The sequence below is a fragment of the Maritimimonas sp. 2405UD52-3 genome (genome assembly GCF_056591715.1).
In genome coordinates this window covers 467809-488421 of record NZ_JBWQOL010000003.1, presented here as the reverse complement: position 1 = coordinate 488421, position 20613 = coordinate 467809, and the positions used below count along the sequence as shown (strand labels likewise).

At 33.9% G+C, this 20613-nt stretch carries 23 protein-coding genes; 7 read left to right on the top strand and 16 right to left on the bottom strand.

All coding sequences use genetic code 11. The features are described 5' to 3' along the window. The first annotated feature begins 190 nt into the window (after positions 1–190). The 6 genes from AC1EU5_RS10250 (at position 191) to AC1EU5_RS10225 (ending at position 4465) form a co-directional block, all read left to right on the top strand. Entirely contained in the window at positions 191–1363 is a 1173-nt protein-coding gene (locus tag AC1EU5_RS10250) for an acetyltransferase domain-containing protein (protein WP_480192291.1), read from the top strand. Between the two features lie 283 nt (positions 1364–1646). After that, positions 1647–2153 (top strand): GNAT family N-acetyltransferase, encoded by a 507-nt coding sequence (locus tag AC1EU5_RS10245; protein WP_480192290.1) that lies wholly within the window; start codon positions 1647–1649, stop codon positions 2151–2153. 119 nt (positions 2154–2272) lie between these two features. After that, complete coding sequence (locus AC1EU5_RS10240) at positions 2273–2716, top strand: hypothetical protein (RefSeq protein ID WP_480192289.1); 444 nt, start codon at positions 2273–2275, stop codon at positions 2714–2716. Between the two features lie 45 nt (positions 2717–2761). Then, complete coding sequence (locus AC1EU5_RS10235) at positions 2762–3115, top strand: SdpI family protein (protein WP_480192288.1); 354 nt, start codon at positions 2762–2764, stop codon at positions 3113–3115. Positions 3116–3146: 31 nt separating this feature from the next. Next, positions 3147–3641, top strand: coding sequence for a DinB family protein (locus AC1EU5_RS10230; RefSeq protein ID WP_480192287.1), 495 nt, complete (start codon positions 3147–3149; stop codon positions 3639–3641). 125 nt (positions 3642–3766) lie between these two features. Then, positions 3767–4465, top strand: coding sequence for a fatty acid desaturase (locus tag AC1EU5_RS10225; protein WP_480192286.1), 699 nt, complete (start codon positions 3767–3769; stop codon positions 4463–4465). A 25-nt stretch (positions 4466–4490) separates the two neighbouring features. On the opposite strand, the gene ettA is transcribed toward AC1EU5_RS10225, so the two are convergent. From ettA to aceB, 14 genes are all read right to left on the bottom strand, one after another. After that, the gene (ettA, locus tag AC1EU5_RS10220; protein WP_480192285.1) at positions 4491–6182 is read right to left on the bottom strand and encodes an energy-dependent translational throttle protein EttA; all 1692 of its coding nucleotides are present in this window, start codon (positions 6180–6182) and stop codon (positions 4491–4493) included. Positions 6183–6280: 98 nt separating this feature from the next. Next, positions 6281–6463, bottom strand: coding sequence for a CAL67264 family membrane protein (locus AC1EU5_RS10215; RefSeq protein ID WP_480192284.1), 183 nt, complete (start codon positions 6461–6463; stop codon positions 6281–6283). A gap of 55 nt (positions 6464–6518) precedes the next feature. After that, the gene (locus AC1EU5_RS10210; protein WP_480192283.1) at positions 6519–8546 is read right to left on the bottom strand and encodes an oxidoreductase; all 2028 of its coding nucleotides are present in this window, start codon (positions 8544–8546) and stop codon (positions 6519–6521) included. Positions 8547–8653: 107 nt separating this feature from the next. Then, positions 8654–9370, bottom strand: a complete 717-nt coding sequence (locus tag AC1EU5_RS10205; protein ID WP_480192282.1) for a pirin family protein — start codon at positions 9368–9370, stop codon at positions 8654–8656. A 93-nt stretch (positions 9371–9463) separates the two neighbouring features. Further along, positions 9464–10333 carry a pirin family protein gene (locus tag AC1EU5_RS10200; protein ID WP_480192281.1) on the bottom strand — a complete coding sequence of 290 codons (870 nt, stop codon included), beginning with the start codon at positions 10331–10333 and terminating at the stop codon, positions 9464–9466. A 171-nt stretch (positions 10334–10504) separates the two neighbouring features. Continuing rightward, positions 10505–10942, bottom strand: a complete 438-nt coding sequence (locus tag AC1EU5_RS10195; RefSeq protein ID WP_480192280.1) for a MarR family winged helix-turn-helix transcriptional regulator — start codon at positions 10940–10942, stop codon at positions 10505–10507. A 59-nt stretch (positions 10943–11001) separates the two neighbouring features. Then, a complete protein-coding gene (locus AC1EU5_RS10190; RefSeq protein ID WP_480192279.1) occupies positions 11002–11250 on the bottom strand; it encodes a glutaredoxin family protein in 249 nt (82 codons plus the stop codon). Between the two features lie 13 nt (positions 11251–11263). Then, positions 11264–11545, bottom strand: a complete 282-nt coding sequence (locus tag AC1EU5_RS10185; RefSeq protein WP_480192278.1) for a GNAT family N-acetyltransferase — start codon at positions 11543–11545, stop codon at positions 11264–11266. A 3-nt stretch (positions 11546–11548) separates the two neighbouring features. After that, a complete protein-coding gene (locus tag AC1EU5_RS10180) occupies positions 11549–11980 on the bottom strand; it encodes a (4Fe-4S)-binding protein (RefSeq protein WP_480192277.1) in 432 nt (143 codons plus the stop codon). 11 nt (positions 11981–11991) lie between these two features. Continuing rightward, positions 11992–12411 (bottom strand): DUF1801 domain-containing protein, encoded by a 420-nt coding sequence (locus AC1EU5_RS10175; protein WP_480192276.1) that lies wholly within the window; start codon positions 12409–12411, stop codon positions 11992–11994. Between the two features lie 4 nt (positions 12412–12415). Further along, positions 12416–12946: an NADPH-dependent FMN reductase gene (locus AC1EU5_RS10170; protein ID WP_480192275.1), complete on the bottom strand. Its 531-nt coding sequence runs from the start codon at positions 12944–12946 to the stop codon at positions 12416–12418. A 5-nt stretch (positions 12947–12951) separates the two neighbouring features. Beyond that, positions 12952–13314, bottom strand: coding sequence for a DoxX family protein (locus AC1EU5_RS10165; protein WP_480192274.1), 363 nt, complete (start codon positions 13312–13314; stop codon positions 12952–12954). Positions 13315–13456: 142 nt separating this feature from the next. After that, on the bottom strand, positions 13457–15088 hold the full coding sequence (locus AC1EU5_RS10160) for an isocitrate lyase (protein WP_480192273.1): 1632 nt from the start codon (positions 15086–15088) through the stop codon (positions 13457–13459). Between the two features lie 69 nt (positions 15089–15157). Next, positions 15158–16756: a malate synthase A gene (gene aceB / locus AC1EU5_RS10155; protein ID WP_480192272.1), complete on the bottom strand. Its 1599-nt coding sequence runs from the start codon at positions 16754–16756 to the stop codon at positions 15158–15160. Positions 16757–16883: 127 nt separating this feature from the next. Between aceB and AC1EU5_RS10150 the strand changes: the two genes are divergently transcribed. Beyond that, positions 16884–18359, top strand: a complete 1476-nt coding sequence (locus AC1EU5_RS10150) for a helix-turn-helix domain-containing protein (RefSeq protein WP_480192296.1) — start codon at positions 16884–16886, stop codon at positions 18357–18359. On the opposite strand, the gene AC1EU5_RS10145 is transcribed toward AC1EU5_RS10150, so the two are convergent. Next, positions 18356–20050: a hypothetical protein gene (locus tag AC1EU5_RS10145; protein WP_480192271.1), complete on the bottom strand. Its 1695-nt coding sequence runs from the start codon at positions 20048–20050 to the stop codon at positions 18356–18358. The two genes, AC1EU5_RS10150 and AC1EU5_RS10145, sit on opposite strands and share 4 nt — an antisense overlap. Before the next feature lie 7 nt (positions 20051–20057). Then, a complete protein-coding gene (locus tag AC1EU5_RS10140) occupies positions 20058–20594 on the bottom strand; it encodes a hypothetical protein (RefSeq protein WP_480192270.1) in 537 nt (178 codons plus the stop codon). Between the last annotated feature and the right edge of the window lie 19 nt (positions 20595–20613).

Here is a 20613-nt window from a genome sequence, read left to right as displayed (position 1 = left end):
TCCTGCTCCTCGAATCCCCAATCTAATAAATGCTACAATCAACACTTCACTAACGTGAAACTAATTGACAATCAATAATATGAGAGTAATAGGAAGTTTGATTCTCAAATTATTGCTAAAGAATTTAGTATCTTTTCATTCGCAAAGCAAAACTGCATTTAGAAGGTCATTAGAAATAATTAGAAAATAATTGAATCAAATTAAATCAAAGCGAATTGCGTCCCTAGATCTACTTAAAGGTCTAGTGATGGTGATTATGGCATTAGACCATGTACGAATTTATTTTCATCATGATGCTTTTTTCTTTAACCCAACAGATCCCGATAAAACCGATGCTGCTTTATTCTTCACAAGATGGATTACACATTTTTGTGCACCAGCATTTAGCTTTTTAGCTGGTGTTTCGGCATTTCTTGTAGGAAGACGAAAATCTAAAAAAGAGTTATCTTCCTTTCTCTTAAAAAGAGGCATTTGGTTGATCATTGTTGAGTTAACAGTGGTCAATTTCTCTTGGTATTTCGATATTTATTTTGATACCCTAACCTTACAGGTAATCTGGTCATTGGGAGTTAGTATGATATTTCTTGCTGCTCTCATCCATCTTCCATTAAAGTATATTTTACTTTTCAGTGTAGTGTTAATTTTTGGGCACAAGGCCCTTAACTATCTTACAGTTGAAAGAAATATATTTTGGTCTATTCTTCATGACAACAATACCTTTTCACTAGAAAATGGAAAAATATTTTTAATAGCATACCCCATCATTCCTTGGATTGGAGTAATGTCTTTGGGATATTTTTTCGGTTCATTTTATAACCCTAGTAGCGATCCGTTAAAACGACAAAAAATATTTAAATTTATTGGTATATCATCTATAATTGCATTTGTTATTATCCGTCTGACCAATGTGTATAGAAACTTTATGCCTTTTGAAACTTTTGACGCAACTGAAAAAGTAATTTATTCTATTTTAAATCCTTCTAAATACCCACCGTCTCTAACTTTCTTATTGATGACTTTAGGACCTCTGTTTCTTATTTTAGCATATACTGAAAAAACCAAAGGGAAAATCGTGGCCTTTTTTAGTGTCTTTGGAAGAGTTCCTTTTTTCTTTTACATTATTCACATATATATTATTCATATTTTGGCGCTACTATTAGCTTGGTTTACTGGGTTTGGTTGGCAGAAGATGATACTAAAAGGATGGGTTACCAAATCATCAGAACTTAAAGGTTATGGCCTTAGCTTATTATATGTGTATCTAGTATGGATAAGTATTATACTTCTACTATTTCCCATATGCAAAAAGTTTGGTTTGTATAAACTCAATAATAAAGAGAAAAAATGGCTTAGTTATTTTTAACAAAAACTATTGCAAACAAAACCTATAATTTATTATTATATTCCTTTTGAGAATAAAAATTCATTACATATTAAACAATTGAAAAAGCTATAACCTTTTGTGCTAAGCAACTATTGCTAGACGTTTAGATAATGTAAATAGGTATTATTTATAGAAATGAAAACCGTTGATGTCAAAATCATTAAACTATAGTCGTGACCGATAGAACACATTCGCTGAGGCTAAATTTATCCGCCACAGTTTTGCAATTTCGCTACAAAAAACTACAAGTTGTTATTAACAAATGAATATCAAATTAAGAAAAGCAACAACAAGCGATCTGGAATTGCTCAAATATTGGGACACTAAACAACATGTGATTGATTGTGATCCTGATGATTATGATTGGAATTGGGAAATTGAATTAAAACGAAATCCTAAATGGAGGGAGCAGTTAATTGCAGAATTAAATTCTAGACCAATTGGATTCATCCAAATAATAGACCCTTACTTGGAAGAAACCCAATATTGGGGAAAAGTAGAAAAAAATAAAAGAGCAATTGATATATGGATAGGCGAAGAAAAAGATCTGAACAAAGGTTATGGAACTACAATGATGCAACTTGCGATTGAAAAATGCTTTAAAGAACCAAAGGTTAGCGAAATTCTAATAGATCCCCTTAAAACAAATACCAAGGCTCATAGGTTTTATAAAAAACTTGGTTTTAAGTTCGTGGAAGAAAGAGATTTTGACGGGACTACTTGTTTTGTCTTTGAATTAAAAAAATCAGCTTTCAAAAAGATTGTATAATTAATTTGCCACATTGATTACTTTCTATAATTCGTATTAATTATCTTAGCCATCAACGGAATGATTCTCAAGGCTAAACTTCCTTTAGCGGGTCATTGCGATTACTAAAAGATAGAATTATGATTAAACGCTTAGAATTCAATATTGATATTGATGCTAAAAAATCTATAATTTGGAAAGCACTTTGGGATGAAAAATCTTATTGCGAATGGGCGAGTGTATTCTTTGAAGGTTCTTATGCAGTTACTAACAGTTGGAAAGAAGGAAGTACAGTACATTTTCTAGGCCCTGATAAAAATGGTATCTACAGTGTTATCCAAAAACATATACCAAATAATATTATTAAATTTCAGCATATTGGAAGCGTGGTAAACGGAAATGAACAACCTATTGATGATGAGGCAAAAAAATGGTCAGGAGCAACTGAAACTTATAAAATAATTGAAGGAAAAGATACTACTAATACGCTTAAGGTTGAAATAGATGTTATGGACGAACACCTTGAATTTATGGCAAATACTTTTCCAAAAGCACTGGAAAAGATAAAGAACAATAGTAATTAAAAACTAGATTAAAGTTTTACTCAGTTTACAAGAATAATAAATGTAATGTATATTCCATTTGATAATCCATTATTTTTAATTCCTACAATGACCGGATTCATTTTTATTATTACCGGTATTATAGTGTTAAAATTTCCACCGAAAGAAATAAACTCGTTATATGGTTATCGGACCAATAGCTCAATGAAAAGTAAGGAAAGATGGAATTTTGCTCAAAAATATGCGGCGCGTGAAATGACAAAACTTGGAGGCTTATTGACACTTAGTGGGCTTTTAGGGTCTTTATATAATATGAAAAGTACTACCGGAATGTTTTTGGGCCTTGGGTTAATGATTTTAATGATCTTAATCTTATTTGTTAGAGTTGAGAAAGCCATTAAGAAGAAATTCAAAATATAAAACCAAGTATAAGTGTATTAAATCAAATTTGATGAACAACCTAATCAATACTATTATTAAACAACTAAATGAAATTCAACAAGGAAGACCATGGATAGGAAGTACATATGTCAGTAAGTTGAATGGAATTGACGACCAGTTGGTTTTTGTAAGACCACAAAAAAACTTGCATAGTATTGCTGAGATCATTTCACATTTAACTTTGTGGAGAAAAGAAACTATTTTAAAAATCAAAACCAGAAAAGGAAGTAAAACTGATGATTGTGAAGAAAATTGGTTGACAAATGATAAATTAAAAGTGAAAGGTTGGACAAACATAAAGTTAGAATATGATAATAGTCTTTTAGAGCTTACAGACTTACTAAAAGAAAAAGATGATGACTTTCTAAACGAAGAATATTATGATACTGATTTTAAAGGTATGTATCCCTACAGTTTTGTGCTATACGGCATGCTTCATCATGATGTTTATCACTTGGGGCAGTTAGGTGTCATTATTAAATTTTTAAAATTGAGCAAACATTAACAAGATTAGAACCTTTAAACAATCTTAATAATCAATATTCGTTAAATTACTACCAGTCAAGACTTTATTGATTTTTGTTTAATTTTTTTGTATATTTGTTAAACATTTATGTTTAAGTGCTTAACATGAAATCTACGCAGCTACTTTTTAAACCACTTGATCCCATTGGAATTGTAATTGGTGGGATACTTATTTTCTGCTGGTTCATCAGTCTTTATAATCTACTTAATTGGGATTTAGATTTTTCAAACCCATTGACGTATTTAGCAGTTTATGTACAAACACATTTATATACAGGTCTATTTATTACGGCTCATGACGCTATGCATGGTTCCATTTCTAAAAACAGAATATTGAACAATATGTTAGGTAAAATCACTTCCCTTTTATTTGCTTATAATTCTTATGATAGATTATTGGCAAAACACCATGAACATCATAAGTTTGTGGCCACACATGAAGATCCTGATTATCACGATTCTGGCCAATTCTGGCTTTGGTATTGGAATTTTATTAAACGATATATTACCATTAAGCAGTTACTTTTAATGGCAGTTACGCTTCAATTATTGCTTCTAGTTTTCCCTTTAGAAAATCTGCTTCTGTATTGGATATTACCTAGTATATTATCAACCTTTCAATTATTTTACTTTGGTACCTATATCCCACATAAAGATGGTCATCACCATAAAAATAAGCATAAGTCTAAAAGCCTTGATAAGAATCATGCTTGGGCGTTTCTAAGTTGTTATTTTTTTGGATATCATTATGAGCATCATGATGCTCCCGGAGTTCCTTGGTGGCGATTATGGCAAATGAAATAGCACTATAATGCCAAATTCAAATAAATCAACGGATTAACTTCTTATACTTGATACGTTTCGGCATGACATCACCACCAAGGCGTTTCTTTTTGTTTTCTTCATAATCAGAAAAAGAACCTTCAAAGAAATATACCTGACTGTCCCCTTCAAAAGCTAAGATATGTGTACAGATACGGTCTAAAAACCAGCGATCATGCGAAATAACAACTGCACAACCGGCAAAATTCTCTAAACCTTCTTCTAAAGCTCGCAGTGTGTTTACATCTAAATCATTAGTAGGCTCATCCAATAATAATACATTTCCTTCTTCTTTTAAGGTCATTGCAAGGTGCAGTCTGTTACGCTCACCACCTGATAGTGTTGAAACTTTCTTATTTTGCTCACTTCCACTAAAGTTGAAACGGCTTAAGTAGGCTCTTGAATTCACTTGCCTTCCTCCCATCATGATCAAGTCTTGCTCATCAGAAAAGTTTTGCCAAATGGTTTTTTCAGGGTCAATATTTGAATGGCTTTGATCTACATAAGCAATCTTCGAAGTTTCTCCTACAATGAATTCTCCTTTGTCTGGAGTTTCTTCACCCATGATCATCTTAAAAATAGTGGTCTTACCAGCACCATTGGGGCCTATAATACCTACAATACCAGCCTGCGGTAAATTAAATTCAAGATTCTCATACAGCAATTTGTCACCAAAGGCTTTTGAAACATCTTTTGCTTCTATAACATTGGTTCCTAAACGCGGGCCATTTGGAATATAGATTTCCAGCTTTTCATCTAATTGTTTTTGATCTTGATTAACCAGTTTATCGTAGTTTTTCAAACGTGCTTTTTGCTTGGCTTGGCGGCCCTTGGCCCCTTGACGTACCCATTCTAATTCGCGTTCTAAAGTTTTTTGACGCTTTGATGCTTGCTTTTGCTCTTGAGCTAATCGTTTAGCCTTTTGATCTAACCATGACGAATAATTTCCTTTCCAAGGAATACCCTCACCTCTATCTAATTCTAAAATCCATCCTGCCACATTATCTAAAAAATAACGGTCATGCGTTACTGCAATTACTGTTCCTTTATATTGCGCCAAATGATGCTCTAACCAATGTACGGATTCAGCATCCAAATGGTTTGTTGGTTCATCTAATAGTAAAATTTCAGGTTCTTGTAATAAAAGTCTACATAAAGCAACTCTTCTGCGTTCACCGCCTGACAGTACTGAAATGGGCTTATCTGATTCAGGAGTGCGCAAAGCATCCATGGCAATTTCAAGTTTGGTGTCTAGTTCCCATGCATTAGAAGCGTCTATTTTATCTTGCAATTCGGCTTGTTTAGCCATTAATTTTTCCATTTTATCGGCATCAGAATAGACTTCTTCCAAACCGAACATATCATTGATCTTGTTATACTCATCTAGAATAGCAACGGTCTCTGCCACACCTTCTTTTACAATATCAATAACCGTTTTAGATTCATCTAATTGAGGTTCTTGTTCTAAATACCCTACTTTATAACCAGGAGAAAAAACCACATCTCCTTGGTAATTCTTTTCTACCCCAGCAATGATCTTCAACAAGGTAGACTTACCGGATCCGTTTAAACCTAAAATTCCAATTTTAGCCCCATAAAAAAAGCTTAAATAAATATCTTTAAGAACTTGTTTACCAGTAGATTGATAGGTTTTAGAAACCCTATTCATTGAAAAGATAACCTTCTTATCGTCTGACATGTTTATAGTAGTTAGTTGTTAGGAAATTAGGAGTTAGTAAGTTATTTTTAGATGGTTTTTAGCAACTAACTCCTAACTACTAAAAATCAATCTCAAATTTAAACTCTGCCCTTCAATGCATTAAATACCCAAGCAATAGCAAAAAAACCAATACCTACAGTGGCAAAGCCCCAACCTGCAACATCATCATAACGGTATGCGCCCATTAAAATTAGAATGACTCCCATTAATATCATTAACATTGTAGCCCAGCCGAGCACGGTATTTTTATTCATTGCCATAGTTTTCAAATTCGGTTAATGAACAAATATCGCAATAAATTATGGAAGCTAAAAGTTAAAGTGAAGCGGCCAATCTACTCCCTTGATCAATAGCACGTTTAGCATCTAATTCCGCAGCTACATCAGCACCTCCTATAATATGTACATTCATGCCCTTTGCTTGAAGTGGCTCAAATAGTTCTTTAAAAGGAACTTGCCCTGCACAAATAATCACGTTGTCAACGTCTACAATTTTTTGCTCATCATTTTGTGTATAATGCAAACCTTGATCATCAATTTTATCATAGTTTACCTCGTTGATAAATTGAATATTTTTCTTTTTTAAGTTGGTGCGGTGAATCCACCCCGTAGTTTTCCCAAGCTTTCCTCCAAACTTTCCTTTGCTTCGTTTAAACATGAAAATCTCTCTGGGTGATGGGTGAATTTCAGGTTTTACACCTTCAATTCCGCTTCTGGCAGACATCGTTTTATCAATTCCCCATTCTTTCAACCAAGTATCAATATTCAACGCAGAACTTTCCCCTTCATGAGCCAAATATTCAGATACATCAAAACCTATACCTCCTGCCCCTATTACTGCCACTTTATTCCCAACAGGTTTTTTATGTTTTAATACATCAATATAACTTAATACTTTTTGGTGTTCAATACCCTCAATTCCAGGTGTTCTGGGTTTAATACCTGTTGCTAAAATGATCTCATCAACTTCTAGTTTGGCCAAATCTTCTACAGATACTTTAGTATTTAATTGAGTATCTACTTGGTGAAGTTCAAGCTGCTTTTTGAAATAACGAATTGTTTCGTAGAATTCCTCTTTACCAGGAATTTTTTTTGCCATATTAAATTGTCCTCCAATCTCTGCATCTGCTTCATAGAGCTTTACATGATGACCTCTTTGAGCAGCTACGGTGGCAGCAGCCAATCCGGCAGGGCCAGCACCTACTACAACAATATTCTTCGTTAAATTGGTAGGTGTATAACTTAATTCGGTTTCATGACAAGCACGTGGATTTACCAGACAACTTGCCACTTTTTGCTTAAACACATGATCTAAACACGCTTGATTACAAGCAATACATGTATTTATTTCATCATCTTTTTCTTCAAATGCTTTGTTAACCCAATCTGCATCTGCTAAAAATGGGCGCGCCATAGATATTATATCTGCATCACCATTAGCCAATACTTCTTCTGCGGTTTCGGGCATATTAATACGGTTAGAAGTAACCAAAGGAACAGACACTTCCTCTTTCATTTTTTTAGTCACCCAGGTAAATGCTGCCCTTGGTACCGAAGTAGCGATAGTAGGAATACGAGCTTCATGCCAACCAATTCCTGTGTTAATAATGGTAGCCCCTGCCTTTTCAATTTCTTTTCCTAATTGTACAATTTCTTTCCATGAACTTCCATTTTCTACCAAATCTAACATTGATAATCTATAAATGATAATGAAATCTTTGCCAACTACATCTCTTGTTTTCTTTACCAATTCTATGGGAAGGCGCATTCTATTCTCATAAGACCCACCATATTCGTCATTACGCTTATTTGTGCGTTTTGTTATAAACTGATTGATCAAATAACCTTCAGACCCCATGATTTCAACACCATCGTAACCCGCTTCTTGAGAAAGCTTTGCACACTTTACAAAATCTCTTATGGTACGCTTAATACCAGACTTACGCAACTTAAAAGGTTTAAAAGGATTGATAGGTGCTTTTATTGCTGAAGGAGCTACATTTAGTGGATGATAAGCATAACGCCCTGCATGCAATATTTGCATGCATATTTTTCCACCTTCTTTATGAACAGCCTCTGTAATTTTTTTGTGCTTTTTAGCATGTCTTTTTGTGCTCATTCTAGCAGAAAATGGTCCTGTCCAACCTTGTACATTAGGTGCTATACCTCCTGTGACGATCAATCCCACTCCACCTCTGGCGCGTTCTGCATAAAAAGCTGCCATGCGTTCATAACCATTCTTTTCTTCTTCTAAACCGGTATGCATAGAACCCATTAAGATTCTATTCTTTATAGTTGTAAACCCCAAATCTAGAGGTTCAAAGATGTGTTTATATTTTGTCATGAAAATTTGGTTAAATTTATTATGCGCGCATAATAGTTGCAAGATACAGTTATTTTTTAAACAAAAAAACCTCACAAAATGTCAGGCTTTAAACACCATTATTAATCTCAATACATAGGAACTTCTACAACAAATACGTCAGAGGTTTTATAAGCCTTAATCATCACTTTTTCAGTTTCTGATACTCCAACAGCATCTCGCATTTGCAAAACCTCTCCATCAACTGATATACTTCCTTCAATATTCATAATATAGAGCCCATGGTCTTTAGATTTCAAATAATATTCTAAGTAATTATCCTTATCCAATACTATCCTCGAAATCTTTGCATCTTGATGAATTTTAAGACTTTCTTCATTGTCACTATTTATAGAATCAACAAGTACTTGAAATCTATTCTTTCTATCTTTGGCGTCAAAATATTTCTGTTCGTATCTGGGTTCTACATTTTGAGTATCTGGTACTATCCACAACTGAAAAAAATTCACTTGTTCGTCTTGGCTATCATTAAACTCAGAATGTGTTAATCCTGTTCCGGCAGACATCGCCTGTACTTCATCCTTTGTAATTGCTCGTTTATTCTCCATGCTATCTTTATGCGAAAGTGCTCCTGATAGCGGTATAGAAATAATTTCCATATTACTATGTGGATGTGTACCAAAACCCATTTTTGGCTGTACTATATCATCATTGAAAACACGTAAGGTTCCAAAATTCATACGTTCAGGGTTATAATAACCGGCAAAACTAAAACTATGATGACTTTTTAGCCACCCGTGATTCGCATATCCTCTGCTGTTTGCTTTATGTACTATTGTCTTCATGTTATTAATATTTTGATTCATATATTATTTGTTCTCGATATTATCCTGACTCTAAGGTCAGGATCACTCGAACTGATGTAGAGTATCTCATTGTTAATATAAATACCCCATTTTACCCTGTTGAAAATCGCGCATAGCTTCCATAATTTCAGTTTGGGTATTCATCACATACGGTCCATATTGTGTTACCTCTTCTTCAATAGGTTCACCTGATAAGATGAGCAGTGTACTTTCTTTTCGTGCTTCAAGTTCAATTACATCGCCATCATGATCAAAAGTTACCATTTGCATCGCTCCTTTTTTTAATAATGCTTCTCCATTTATAAGTACTTCTCCATCTAATAAATAGACTAAAGATTTATGATCATTAGGAATTATAATTTTCATGCTGCCTTTATCATTCGCTGTAACTGTAAAAACATTTACTGGAGTTTGAGTCTTGATCAATCCCTTTATTCGCGAATGTTGCCCCGCTATGACTTTTAAATGTATGGTCTCGTCCTCATTTTTTAATATGGGAATATCTTCACTCTTTAGATGTTGATAAGCGGGAGGCATCATTTTATCTTTTGCCGGCAGGTTTAACCATAATTGTATACCTTCTAACTCACCTCCTCTTTCTACAAACTCTTTTGACGGACCTTCAGCATGAATGATTCCTCGTCCAGCCGTGGTCCACTGAACATCACCTGCTTTTACTAACATTTCATTGCCTAAAGAATCTCTGTGTAGTTGTTCTCCTTTAAACAATAAAGTGATAGGTTCAAATCCTCTGTGAGGATGTGGCCCCAAATCAAAAGGATTATTAAATACGCTAATTGCATATGGCCCATAATGATGTAATAACAAAAATGGATCTACCTGGTCTATTGCGGTATTTGGTATCGGTTGGCGCAAGCGTATAGGGCCCATATTTACTAATGGACTTCCTAATTTGTGTTTTATAGTTTTTAGATTATTCATTTTATTTTATTTCAGATTATACTGCTATTTTCATTCTGTCTTAAATAAAAGTTGTTTGGTATCTTCTGTTTTTTAAATTTTAGTTTCATATTTTCTATCCTTGTACTCTATTCTGAAATAAGTTCAGAACAAATTAATTTAGTTTCCTAGGAAACAATTTTTATAAATTTTTTATCTAATCTTATCTAATAAATCGCTCAATTGAGCAGCTTCATTATTGTTTAAATTAGCAAGTAAGTCTTCATTAAAATTAGCGTCAATTACTTTTAAAAGATTTAATCCTTTTTTAGTAATATCTATATGCACTACTCGCCTATCATCCGGACATGGTAATCTTTCAATGAGTTCTTTTGCACAAAGCTTATCCATTAAACGTGTTGCATTGGGGGCTCGTTCTAACATTCGTTCTTTAATTACTTGAACCTTTAAGGGTTCTTTTGCTCCTTTTAAAATTCTGAGAATATTATATTGCTGTGGTGATATTCCATAAGGTTTAAAAAAAGTATTTTGTTTACTATTGATCCAGTTTGCTGTATAGATAATATTCAATAGAGCCTTAACCTTTGCACTGGCAAAATTTGAATTGATGTCTTTTGAAATATCTCCCATGCTCTCAATATTTAGAGATTTCTCATCCAAAGTCTTTAGATGAGAAATGACACTAAAGGTTAACCACGCAATTTTAAATCTTTCATTACCTTATTAAAGGTATCAGAAGTTGGTGTTTTATACACTTCTTCGTCTACAAATAAAGTAGGAACTTTAATAGCTCCGTCATAGAGTTCCTGCGTATGTATTTTAGCTTCTTCATCTACCATGATGTCTTTGTATTCAAAGGGAATTTCTGCCATCCTTAAAAAGTTCTTATATGCTACTGTGTGTGCATGACCTTTTTTACCATATAATTTAATCTTCATAATCTACTCTCATTTAAAATAACACATCAGAATACTCAGGAGTTTTCTCAAAAACAGATTTAGCAAATGGACACAAAGGCATTACTTTCAAATTCTTTTCTCTCATAAAGTTAACTGAAGCCTCTACTAACTTATAGCCCACTCCTTGTCCTCTAAGGCTATCACCAACTTCTGTATGGTCAATTATAATTTTGTCGCTTCCCGCCCAAGTATAAGTCATTAATGCTTCTCGATTCCCTTCAACTTCTAGGTAAAATTCTCCTTTTTTACCATCATCATCATGTTGAATATTCATAGTTTATCCTCTAAAATCCACTTTAACATGAGCTCCGTCACAATAGGGTTTATTATTAGAAGCACCACATCTACAAAAAGCTGTTGTTTTATTTTTCACTTCTTTTGAACCATCAGAGTTTGTAATATTCAATGTTCCATACACCAATAATGGTCCGTTTTCTAAGGCTTCAACTTTAGTTTCTAATTGAACTGCTTCTTTATTATCTTCTCCTTTAGCGATATAAGATAATGCTCCTGAAGGGCATGCTTCTACCTGCTTTTTGATTCGTTCAGTAGAGGCGCCATCCATATTGATCCAAGGACGGTTTTGCGGATTAAAAACTTGTAATAGACCTTTCCAACAATGCTTCGCATGAATACAGGTGCCTGGTTTCCAAACTACAGTAATGTCATCATTACTATAATGTTTTACTACTTCTTTTGCGTCTGACATATTAGTATAATTTAGTTAGAGTTTTGTTTCATATGGTGGTATGAATTCTTTATAACTTCTTTTAAAACTGATGTATCTATATCTGAAAGTCTTTTTAGGTATAAACACCCTTTACCCATACTATGCTTTCCTAATTTATCTAAAAGCTCTGCTTGGTCTTCTAAACCAAACATTAAGTGTAATGAAAGATCATTTTTTCTTGGCGAAAAGCCTGTTAAAAACCATTCGCCAACTTTACCAGCTTTTGTTTTATAAGTGTACTTGCCAAAACCAACCATTTTACTACCCCACATCTTTGCACCAGTACCAGAAATAGCTACCATCATATCTAATAACTCAAAGCAATCTTGTTTTTTAGTAGCATCCTCAATACTATTTAAAAATGCTAATACATCTTCGTTATTCTCTTTAGTTTTTAAATAAGATGACATGGTTTTATAATTTATTTTTCAAGGCTTTAATTGCATCTTTCAATTTAGCATCTAAGGTTACATCAACAATTTTTCCTTCTTTAAAATTATCATAAAAACCTGGTAAAGAAAAACTACTAACGATATTCCCTCCCATGTATGGGAAACGGTCTTTCGCCACTTCTAAAACTGAAGCTCCTCCTCTACCACCAGTTGATGCAGCCATTAATAACATAGGAATATCCTTCCATAATTTTCCGTCTATGCGCGACATCCAATCAAAAAGATTCTTAAATGCAGATGAATAGGCTCCATTGTGTTCAGCTAAAGACAGGATAATACCATCTGATGCTTGTAACTCTTCAAGAAACTCTTGCGCATTTTCGGGAATGCCTTTTTCATTCTCCAGATCAATACTATACAATGGTAGTTCATAATCATTCAAATCTAATACTCTTACTTCATTTTCATTTAATAAACTACCAGCATACATGGCTAATTGCTTGTTAATTGATGCTTTACTACTACTTCCTGCAAAAGCTGTGATTTTCTTCATATTGTTTATAAAGTTTTACCTAATTTCTTACTGTAAATATACGACACTATTAAAAGAGCCATCGCCATTAATGCACCCCATTGCTGACCGTCATTAATCATAACATGTGCGAAAAATGCTAAAATAAAAGCGAAGAAAAATCCTGCATACACCCACTCTTTTAACACCTTATTATCCACAAACCAAATAGCTACAAGGCCTAATAACTTGGCAACAGCATATGGATAAATAATATATGTTGGATATCCAAATCCTTTAAACATACCTGCAACTTCTTCATGATTAAAGAAGTACATACCTGCAGAAAAAAGCATGAATAATGTTAATAAACCAGTTGCGATGTAAAAGATTATTTTGTCTCGTTTCATTTTAATTACGTTTAAATTTGATACAAAGGTACAAAAAATAATTTTATTTTCCAAGGAAAATATTTCCATGTAAATTATAGATATAAAAAAAGAGCCTCTGAATGGAGACTCTTTTTAAAAAATAATTAACTAACTATTATAACTAAGCAACTTTACTCATTTGACTTTCTTTCTCAACGGCTTCTTCAACCATATTGAATTGATTGGAAGTGTTTTTTTCTCCACCCGCCTTTAAAGCATTATCACCAGCAAAGAAGGTCTTGTGATCATCACCTAAGTCAGAACCTGCCATTCTTTGATGTTTTACACATGAAACACCATTACGGATCTCCTGTCGCTGCACTCCTTTAACATAAGCTAACATAGCATCTTTACCAAAGTATCCTTTTGAAAGATCATTCATATGAAGTGCCGTTGTGTGATACGTAGGCAATGTGATCAAATGATGGAAAATTCCTGCTTCTATAGCTCCATCTCTTTGGAAATTTCTAATCTTTACATCTGCTCTATGACACAATTCAGAACCATCATATTGAGCATCCATTAAATTATTTCTATCATACCCAGTCATATTCTCTCCTTCTTCTAGCATTTCTTCGTATGCTTGATTTCTGAAATTCAATGTCCAGTTAAATGAAGGTGAATTGTTATATACCAATTTTGCGTTTGGCATAACTTCTCTTACTCTATTCACCATATGAGAGATTTGTTTTAAATCTGGAGTTGGTGTTTCTATCCATAATAAGTCTGCGCCATTTTGTAGACTTGTAATACAATCTAGCACTACTCTATCTATGTTAGATCCTTTTTTGAACTTATATAAACCATTTGCCAAACGAACGGGGCGTACTAATTTTCCATCACGCTTTAATAACACATCATCTTGGTTGGCTTCTTCAATAGAAACTTCTTCAGCTTCTACAAAAGCTAAATATTTTGATGCTAAATCACCTGGCTCTTTACTCAATGGTAATTTCTGCGTTAAACCAGCCCCTTCTGAATCCGTACGAGCCACAATAACACCATCTTCAATACCTAATTCTAAGAAGGCATATCTAACTGCATTTAACTTGGCAATAAAATCTTCATGCGGCACGGTTACTTTACCATCTTGATGCCCACATTGCTTGGCATCTGAAACCTGATTTTCAATTTGAATAGCACATGCACCTGCTTGAATCATTTTCTTTGCTAGTAAATATGTAGCCTCTTCATTTCCAAAGCCAGCATCAATATCAGCAATAATTGGTACTATATGTGTCTCAAAATTGTCTATTTCTTCTTGCACATCCTCGCCATTTTCTAATCTTCTGAATAAGTCATTTAACTCAATGGCGTCCGCCTGACGTAAAAAATCATAGATTTCTCCAATAAGTGAGGGCACAGCTGTCTTTTCATGCATTGACTGATCTGGCAATGGGCCAAACTCAGAGCGCAATGCAGCTACCATCCAACCCGAAAGATATAAGTATCTTTTATTAGTTGTTTTATGATGCTTTTTTACAGCTATCATTTTTTGCTGTGCAACAAACCCATGCCAGCACCCTAATGATTGCGTATAATTAGATGGATCTGAATCATACTCAGCCATATCTTTTCTCATAATTGCTGCTGTGTATTTAGCAATATCAAGACCTGTTTTAAAACGATTCTGAATCGTCATTCTTGCTGCACTTTCCGGATGTATTGCATTCCAGGTATTTCCGTACTTCTCTTTAAGATTTCTTACGGTTTGCAATGCAGAACTGTACGTAGCTTGTCCTAAATTTTTCATAGTTTTGTTTTGTATTAATTTACGTTATTAGAATCACCCTTTAATTTCGCGGTTTTAGGGTGGTTTTTTTTATATATAATTGTATGTATCTAGTGTTAGAAACTCTTGGTACTCTTCTGACAATACCAATTTATCAAAGAGCTCCACTGCCAGTTCAAACTTTCCATTCTGGAATCGCTTCATACCGACATATTCCTTAATTTTTTCTAATTCCTCTTGTTGCCAAGACACATATTTTTCGATAGTGAATTGCTCACCAGAATCTAGCTTAACCTTGTTATGTAACCATAGCCATAACTGCGTTCTTGAAATTTCTGCTGTAGCTGCATCTTCCATCAAATTATATAAGGCTGCAGCCCCTTTACCAGAAAGCCAAGATTCAACATACAGGATACCTACATTAATATTTTCTCTAATACCTTTTTCTGTAATAGCACCTTTAGGCTGCTCAACCAACTGCTCTTCGGTTATATTCAAGTCCGCCCTTTTTATATGTATCTGATTGTTGGTGGGCATATGCTCATTAAATACATCCATAGCCAATTCAACCAAGCCTGGATGCGCTACCCAAGTGCCATCATGTCCATTTTTCACTTCACGCTCTTTTCCCGTTTTAATCTTTGCAAAAGCTTTTTCATTTGCTTCTGGATCATTTTTTATTGGAATTTGGGCTGCCATACCTCCCATAGCATGCACACCTCTTTTATGACACGATTGAATTACACGTAATGAATATGCTTCCATAAATGGTGTTGCCATAGTTACCTGAGCCCTATCCGGAATAAAGAAATTTTTATGATTCTTTAGTTTCTTTATATAGGAGAAAATATAATCCCAACGACCACAATTTAAACCAGCCATATGATCTCTTAACTCATAAATAATCTCATCCAACTGAAAACTTGCTGTAATAGTCTCTATAAGAACCGTTGCCTTAATTGTTTGTTGTGGAATACTTAAATACTCCTGAGCAAATACAAATACATCATTCCATAAACGCGCCTCTAAATAGTGTTCTAATTTTGGTAAATAAAAATATGGACCACTACCATTCGCCAACAGCTGCTTAATATTATGAAAGAAGTATAATCCGAAATCAACGAACGATCCTGCCATCTGCTCACCCTCAATGGTCAAATGCTTTTCATTTAAATGCAAACCGCGCGGACGCACTAAAAGCGTTGCTATTTCATTATTTAATTGATATGTTTTTCCTTTAGCAATATTTTCAAATGAAATAGATCTATTCACAGCATCTTTCAAGTTTTGCTGCCCTTGTATCATATTGTCCAATGTTGGTGAATTACTATCTTCAAAATCAGCCATGAAGACCTTTGCGCCTGAATTCAATGCATTGATAACCATTTTACGATCTGTAGGCCCTGTAATTTCAACACGTCTATCTAGTAGATCTTTTGGCAGTGGTGCTGCGACCCAATCGCCTTCACGGATTTCTTTGGTTTCTTTTGGAAAAGAAGGCAGAAAGCCTTTGTCAAATTTTTGTTGTTGTTCTTTTCGTCTTTCTAAAAGTTCAAGTCTCCTGTCATTGAACTTTAGATGTAGCAGTGATAAAAACTCTAATGCTTCATCATTTAGTATAGAAGTATACTTAGAAGCATTCTCACTTTTAATCGCCACATTTCCTTGAAGTACATTACTAATTATCATAACTTATTTTTTATTCATGCAACAAACATAAAATAAAAAACGTTATCAAACAAGCGAACGTTCGCTAAATTTTTAAATTTTATACTTTTTTGTACTTTCGCAAAGTAAATTTCAACAATAAATGGTCATAGAAGAAGAGTATATTCGTTTAATTTTTGGATTGAAAATCAAGCAAATAAGAACAGAGAAGAACTTATCGCTATTCGGGTTATCAAAATTAACTGGATTATCAAAATCCTATTTAAATGAGATAGAAAAAGGAAAAAAATACCCTAAAACTGATAAAATAGTTATTCTCTCAGAAGCTTTAGACGTTCCATATGATCATCTTGTCTCACTAAAATTAGACAAGAACCTTGCTCCTATTGGTGAGATCTTACAATCAAAAATACTCAAGGAAATTCCTTTAGATGTGTTTGGTATTAAAGAAGGGCATTTGATTGACATTATTGCGAATGCCCCTGTAAAGGTTAACGCTTTTATTAGTACACTTATTAAAATTGCAAAGCACTATAGTTTTTCAAGAGAAAGTTTCTTTTTGGCAGCTCTACGCTCTTACCAAGAATCGCAAAACAATTATTTTGAGGACATTGAGCTAGCTGTAGAAAAATTTGCCAAGGCGTATCACATTGAACTTACACAGCAAATTGCTACCGGCGAACTTGAAGAAATTCTTAAAGAAGAGTATAATTATACTATTAATAATGAAGAACTCTCTAAACATAATAATTTAGATGAATTACGATCTATTTATATTCCTAAGAAAAAAACATTGCTTATTAGCGAAAAAATAGACGAGTCTCAAAAGCGCTTTATATATGCTAAAGAGATTGCGTATAACTATTTAGAAATAAAAGATAGATTGTATACGTTTCCTTGGATAAAATTTGATGGATTTGATCAGGTGCTTAACAATTTCTTAGCTTCTTATTTTGCAGGAGCACTTTTAATTCCTAAAAACAGTTTGATTGAAACTTTAAAAGAGTTCTTTGCAAACAAAAGATTTAATGCTGATGCTTTCAATATTTTAATGCAACAGTTTACCAACTCACCGGAAACGTTCTACCAGCGCCTAACCAATATTTTACCAAAGCAGTTTCATTTTAAAAATTTGTTTTTTCTACGATTTACCTATAAAAAAGGAGCTTCCATTTATAGACTGAATAAAGAATTACATATTACACAACAACAGGCACCACATGCTAATGAGTTACAAGAACACTATTGTAGACGTTGGGTATCTTTACGTACCTTAAATACCATTGCTAAAAAAACAAATCAGGAACATGTTTTTGATATTCAAATATCAGAATACCCCGACAATGACAGAAAATACCTGGTTTTTTCATCTGCGACTAAAGATCCTTTTAAAAAAGGAATCTACAGAAGTGTTACCTTAGGAATGCTCATTTCACCGCACTTAAAAAAGCACATACAGTTTTTAGATGACCCTTCAATTGTTACAAAGCAAGTAGGTGTTACCTGTGAGACCTGTACTATTAAAAATTGTAAAGAACGAGCAAACGAACCCTATAAGCTAGATAAAAAAGATCGACATAAAGAGATTGAACAAAAGGTAGAAAAAATCATTAATAGCTTCTAGTTGGACTTAAGCTGCTTTAAAGAGTCAATTCTTTGCTGCAGTTTCTCAATTTCCTCCTGTTTAGCAGTTGGTTTCTCAATAGCATCTATTGAGTCTAACACCTTATTTGCATCATCTAATAAAACAGGTTTCTCAGTGTAATAATATTCAATACCTTCACTAGCTCTCCATGCTTCGTTTAACTGATCATATACTGCTTTATCCCATTTGCTAGGGTGCTTTGCATCTATCCAGACTACATCTCTATACTCACTATCAATTAATGCTAAATCAGGAGTAGCCGATCCATCAAATTTTTCAGAATCTTGCTTAATCGCAGAAATGGTTCCTAAGAAAAACATACGTTTTCTACCTGCTATATCTTTAATATAGGGTCTGAATTCTACAGGTTTATTAACTGACCAATCAAACTCTTTACGAGACTCAATTACTTTTAGTGGCATAGCAGAGACACCTGCATACCCTTCTCTTTTTGAAGCATGATCATAATAATATAGCTTATCAGTACCATCCGCAGGAACAAAAACGCTATACGTTAAGCTTGTACGCTCATCTCCAACCGGCTCTAAGCCAAACCAATGATACAAACCGCTATAAGCATCAACATCTAAATCATTAAAATTAAAATCGGTTACAAAAGGTTGCTGATTTTGATCATCAGGCAGGTCGGGTATTTTCACGGCCGTTTCCATATTCCATGGCAATGGATCACTAAAACCTCCTAAGAACTTTAAGGATTCAGCTTGCAATCGCGATACTTTTTCTGAAAGCGTGTTCTGCTTAGTTAAATACGGATATTTACTCATTTCTTTTGGTGAAATATAGGTGCCTTTCCCAATAAAAATACGTTCTAAATAATCATTGAAGTCATGTTCACCATTATCTATAACCACCACACCACCAAAAGATGGATAAGGAAAAAAGAACCCTTTCCATTTGATAAGACTTACCACTTGCACCCATTTACCAGCATCATTTTTCATATAGTAAACATCACCGGGCTCAGTAGTAACATATTGCAGTGGATTAAAACGTTGTACCACAGCGTTATATGTATTTCTGCTAAATTTTAAAGACTCCCCTATTGAAAATGTAACAGGTATTCTGTTTCCACTTGAAAACCTGGGGAAAGGTGAAGTACTGGATACCGAAAATACTTCCTCGGTATTATCACTTATCTGCTGCCAAATATATTTTTCCGTGGGTTGTATAGCCATCGTCCATTTATTGATACTATCTACACGTACTAAATGTGGTAATGAAACATCTTTAGTCTCACCTACAGATTCATTCGCCATTGAAAATATATTGCGCAAAGGCTGAATACGTTCATTTTGAGTTAAGGGCAGATCATTGATCTCTACTTTATTTAAATTATTAAATACGTTATAGGTTTTCATATAATCGTACATCTTGAAATGCCACCCAATTACATATAACAGCCCAAAGAAAAGCCCCAAAATTCCGAGTATTCCTAGGCGACCTCCAGTAGCTGCTGTACTTCTAAACTTTCTAAGACCAAAAAATAAGACTAGCAAACTCAAAAGAATTACAAAAATGTATTTTCTAATGAACAAAATTGCCGGCTGATAATCATCACGTAATACGAAAAGTACTACCAAAAGTATAATACCAGATACTGTTAGAATTGTTTTCTGCTTCCCTCCTTTTTTCCAATATTTTTTAATCATGTTTAATCTATTGTAGGTACCCTTTATCTTTTAATCGCTCTCGTGCACTCTTCTTTTCCTCTTTAGGAATATCTTTTACTTCCTTTTGAACATCTTCAGTAATCTCTTCTTTTGCATCATCTTTTGCTTTTATATCTTCAATAAAGTCTTTGCCTTTTTCTATGGTATCTTGAACCAAATCTTCTAGGGAATCAGATTTTTCATCAATCACTTCAGAAGATTTAAAAATAAAGCCAGCCAGATATGTACCTAAAACACTTCCCGCAATCATTGACGCAAACAAAGAGATGGTAGCTAAGTCTATAGGAATGATAAAGCGTGTAACAACAATACCGATCAAAAATAAAAAGGTGATAAATACTAAACGAAGTAAAAAATTCTGTTGATATATGAAGCCTTTTTTATCTTCAGGTTTCATTTGCAATTCTTTAGAATACATCATTTTATTAAAAAAACGATAGAATTTGTTGCCCTGTGATTCGCGCCAATATAATAGGGCTCCGAAAAGAACGGCTGCTATAAATACAATGAGTTCAAGTGTCATAAGTATATGTTGTTGGTTG